The sequence below is a fragment of the Pseudokineococcus marinus genome (genome assembly GCF_013004605.1).
In the GTDB taxonomy this organism is placed as follows: Bacteria; Actinomycetota; Actinomycetes; order Actinomycetales; family Quadrisphaeraceae; genus Pseudokineococcus; species Pseudokineococcus marinus.
In genome coordinates this window covers 1-3889 of sequence record NZ_JABEMA010000294.1, presented here as the reverse complement: position 1 = coordinate 3889, position 3889 = coordinate 1, and the positions used below count along the sequence as shown (strand labels likewise).

Sequence of the window (3889 nt, the reverse complement as noted above, 5' to 3'; positions counted from 1 at the left end):
TCCGAACCCGGAAGCTAAGCCCGTTCGCGCCGATGGTACTGCGTGGGGGACTGCGTGGGAGAGTAGGTCGCCGCCGGACTTCACTTAGGAAGGGCCACCCCCCTTGTGGGGGGTGGCCCTTTCGCATACCCGGACCGGTCGGATCCGGGCGAGCGGCGTCGGTCGTCGGCGCTGAGGCGTCGGTGATCAGGCGTCGGCGAAGCCGGGCAGGTGGTCCTCGAGCACCTCGATGCAGGGGACCGTCCCGCCGAGCTGGCACAGCACGCCCAGACCACCCAGCCAGACCCGGTGGATGAGGACGTACTCGCGGGGGAGGTTGAGCTTGAGCCCGACCGCCCACGCCGGCGTCCGCGGGTCGCGCACCTCCGCGAAGAGCTCGCGCAGCCAGGCCCGGTCGAAGGTGAACAGCTCGGTGTCCAGGGGGCGCAGGAACGTCGACACGTAGTCGAGGAGGGCGCGCCCGTCGAGCTCGATGCTCGGCTTGATGAAGCCCTCCTCGCGCAGGCCCGCGACGACGCCGTCGGGGTCGTCCGAGAGGGCGACGCCCAGCAGGCGGCCGACCGCAGGAGGCATCCCGTCCGGGAGCCGCTTGACGGCGCCGAAGTCGAGGATGCCGAAGCGTCCGTCCGAGGTCAGGCGGAAGTTGCCCGGGTGCGGGTCGGCGTGGAGCAGCCCCGTCTCCGCCGGACCGAGCAGCAGGAACTCGAGGTAGCGACGTGACGCCAGGTCCCGCTCCTCCTGGCTGCCCTCGCGGATGACCGTCGAGAGGGGCTCGCCGTCGAGCCACTCGGACACGATCACCTTCTCGGTGCTCTCGAGGACCTCGGGGACCGCGAAGTCGGGGTCGTCGCGGAAGGCGTCGGCGAAGGCCCGCTGGGAAGCGGCCTCCACGGTGTAGTCGAGCTCCTCGACGAGACGCTCCTTCAGCTCCGCCAGGACGGGGCCGAGGTCGAGGCCCGGCAGCCACGAGCCGGTCAGCCGGGCGACGCGCGAGACCTGCGTGATGTCGGCCACGAGCGCCTGCGCCGCGCCCGGGTACTGGATCTTCACGGCGACGGGGCGGCCGTCCTCCCACGTGCCCCGGTGGACCTGGCCGATCGAGGCCGCCGCGACCGGCTCGTCGTCGAAGGCGGCGAAGCGGGCGCGCCAGTCGGGCCCCAGCTCGCGGTCGAGGACGCCGTGGACGGTCGCGGCGGGCATCGGGGGCGCCGAGTCCTGGAGCCGGGTCAGGGTGGCGCGGTAGGGCGCCGCCACCTCCTCGGGGAGCGCCGCCTCGAAGATGCTCATGGCCTGGCCGACCTTCATCGCGCCACCCTTGAGCTGGCCGAGCACAGTGAAGAGCTGCTCGGCGGTGCGCGCCTGCATCTCGGCCGCCACGGCCTCCGCCGGTCGGCCGCCCAGCCGCTTGCCCAGGCCGACGGCCGTCCTCCCGGCGAAGCCGGCGGGCAGGCTCGCGAGGCGCACGCCCCTCTGCAGGGCTCGGCGAGGCAGCTCGTCCACGTGCCCATCATCACCCCGGGGCTCGACCGGCGCGGCCCGGCCCTCACCACGGGCGCCCCGCGGTCGCGTCACGGGGGCGGCCACGTGCAGCCGCAGGACGGGTGCGGTGCCCACGTCCGCCCGAGGGGGATCCCGTCCGGCAGGCGCACCTCCCACGACGCGCCTCCGGCCACCACGCCGGTGGCGTCGTCCAGGTGGGCGAGGGCCTGCGCCACGGCCATGGCGGAGGCGAGGCGGAGCAGGACGACGTCGGGGGCGGCGGTGGTGGCCGGCGAGGCGAGCTGGGCGGCAACGAGGGGCCACTCGGGGTCGCGGTCGGCGCGGTGGAGCTCGACGCAGCGCAAGCAGGGGCCGGCGCCCGGCACGACGAGCGGGCCGACGACGGCGGACCTCTCGCGCACCACCAGAGGCAGGTGGTCGACGTCGGCGCGGACGAGCCGCGCCGCTCGGGCGGGGGCGACGACGGCGTCCGCCACGAGGACCACGAGGTCGACCGCTGCGACGGCTCCCGGTGGGGGAGGCCCGGTGCCCGCTCCCCGGGGCTCGGCTCCCGGGCTGAGCACCGCGACGTCGCCGGTGCCGGCCTCCCGCAGCCCCGCGGCGACGGCGTCCGCGACGCGGCCCTCGCCCTCGACGACGACGACCCGACGCGCCCGGCCGGCGAGCACGTCCCAGCCGCTCCGGCCGTGGACGAGCGCGAGGGCGCAGGCCTCGGCCGCCGTCGCGAGCGCCGCGGCGCGGCTCCCGGGCGCGGCGGGGTGCTCGAGGACCCCGGCCGTCGCGAGGAGCCCGACCAGACGCGCCGCGTCCGCGGCGGTGACGCCCCGTGCGGCGGCCCTCGCCGCGAGACCGCTCTCCGGCACCCCGTCCACGAGGTCCTCCAGCAGCGCCTCCTCGCCCGCGGAGAGCTCCTCCAGGACGACGGCGTGCGCGGGGTCCAGCCCCAGCTGCAGCCGGTCGAGGCCCCGCCAGCACCGGCGCAGCCCCGGGGAGATCCTCAGCACCGCGCTCCCGTCCTCGCCCGGCGGGCGTCGCGGTCGAGGGTGCCAGCGCCCGCCGCGGCCCAGGGCGGGCGTCCACAGGCCGCGCGCCTCGGGGTCCCGCCGGGGCTCAGCCGCTACCGTCCGGCCATGGACGCAGGGGGCGGCGCGGCCCGGCGGTCGTCGCGCGACGACGCCGCCGAGCGCCCGCCCGTCCAGGTCCGGCGCAGCGCGCGGCGCCGCCGCACCGTCACCGCCTTCCGCGAGGACGGCGCGGTCGTCGTCTGCATCCCGGCGCGCTTCTCCCGCGCCGAGGAGGCCCAGTGGGTCGAGCGCATGGTGGCGCGCCTGTCGGCGCGCGACGCCCGCCGCCACCTCGACGACGGCGAGCTGTCGGCGCGCGCCCGGTCCCTCTCCGAGCGCTACCTCGACGGGCGGGCCGTGCCGACCTCCGTCCGCTGGGTCGGCAACCAGCGGTCGCGGTGGGGCTCGACGACGCCCGCGGACGGCACGATCCGGCTGTCGTCGTCCCTGCAGGGCCTCCCGCCGTGGGTCGTGGACTACGTCCTCCTCCACGAGCTCGCGCACCTGCTCGTGCCGGGCCACGGCGACGACTTCTGGCGCCTGCTGACCGCCTACCCCCGGACCGAGCGCGCCCGGGGCTACCTCGAGGGGTGGTCCGCCGCGGACGCCCGGCGTGAGGGCGGCGACGCTGGCCGCGACGCGGACGAGCACGAGGACGCCGACGACGGCGCGGACGGGGGCACCGACGGGAGCGCGGACGGGGGCACGGCGGGGGACACCGACGTCGTCGCGGGGCCGCGTCGCCCCTCACGGGCGCCCTGACGGAGCTCCTCCGCGGCGCGCCGCAGGCGCGCCGGCAGGTCGGCGGCCACGGCCGGGCCGCCGTCGGCGCCGTCCGGCAGGCGCTCGAGCGGCCACCACGCCACGGCGTCGCTCTCGACGCTCGCGGTCGTCGCCGCCTCGGGGTCCACGACGGCGAGGACGGCGACATCGAGGTGCGACCGGCACCGCCCGAAGGCGGCGGAGAGCTCGTGGTGGTGGAGGTCCACGGGGTGGGGGCCGGCGCGGACGGCGGAGGCGGGCACGCCCGTCTCCTCGACCAGCTCGCGCAGGCCCGCGGCCACGAGCCCGGCGTCCCCCGGCTCGACGTGCCCGCCCGGCTGCACCCAGAAGCCGCCCCGGCGGTGCAGCACCAGCAGGGTCCGCTCGCCAGCGGGGTCCAGGACGAGCGCGCTCGCGGTCAGGTGGTCGGGTGCGCCGTCGCGCTCGAGCGCCCCGGGCACGCCCAGGTGCTCCAGGTAGCGCCGGCGCAGCGCGACCTGCTCGGCGCTCGGCGCGGGCGAGGCCGCCGCCCACGCCTCGAGCTCGGCGCGGGCCGCCGCCCG

Annotated in this window: 3 protein-coding genes, 1 rRNA gene and 1 pseudogene; 2 read left to right on the top strand and 3 right to left on the bottom strand. The window is 77.7% G+C overall.

Annotation, left to right across the window (positions count from 1 at the left end; translation table 11 throughout):
- Nucleotides 1–79, top strand: a 5S ribosomal RNA gene (gene rrf / locus HLB09_RS14275); the annotation flags it as partial.
- 107 nt (nucleotides 80–186) lie between these two features.
- Here the strand turns inward: rrf and HLB09_RS14270 are convergent.
- Nucleotides 187–1500 (bottom strand): ABC1 kinase family protein, encoded by a 1314-nt coding sequence (locus tag HLB09_RS14270; RefSeq protein WP_171204005.1) that lies wholly within the window; start codon nucleotides 1498–1500, stop codon nucleotides 187–189.
- 68 nt (nucleotides 1501–1568) lie between these two features.
- The gene (locus HLB09_RS14265) at nucleotides 1569–2504 is read right to left on the bottom strand and encodes a hypothetical protein (protein WP_171204004.1); all 936 of its coding nucleotides are present in this window, start codon (nucleotides 2502–2504) and stop codon (nucleotides 1569–1571) included.
- Between the two features lie 126 nt (nucleotides 2505–2630).
- Here HLB09_RS14265 and HLB09_RS18825 point away from each other — a divergent pair, with 126 nt between their 5' ends.
- Nucleotides 2631–3326, top strand: a complete 696-nt coding sequence (locus HLB09_RS18825) for a M48 metallopeptidase family protein (RefSeq protein WP_246235477.1) — start codon at nucleotides 2631–2633, stop codon at nucleotides 3324–3326.
- 83 nt (nucleotides 3327–3409) lie between these two features.
- Here the strand turns inward: HLB09_RS18825 and HLB09_RS18820 are convergent.
- Nucleotides 3410–3787, bottom strand: a pseudogene (locus HLB09_RS18820) (NUDIX hydrolase); the annotation flags it as partial.
- Nucleotides 3788–3889: the final 102 nt, after the last annotated feature.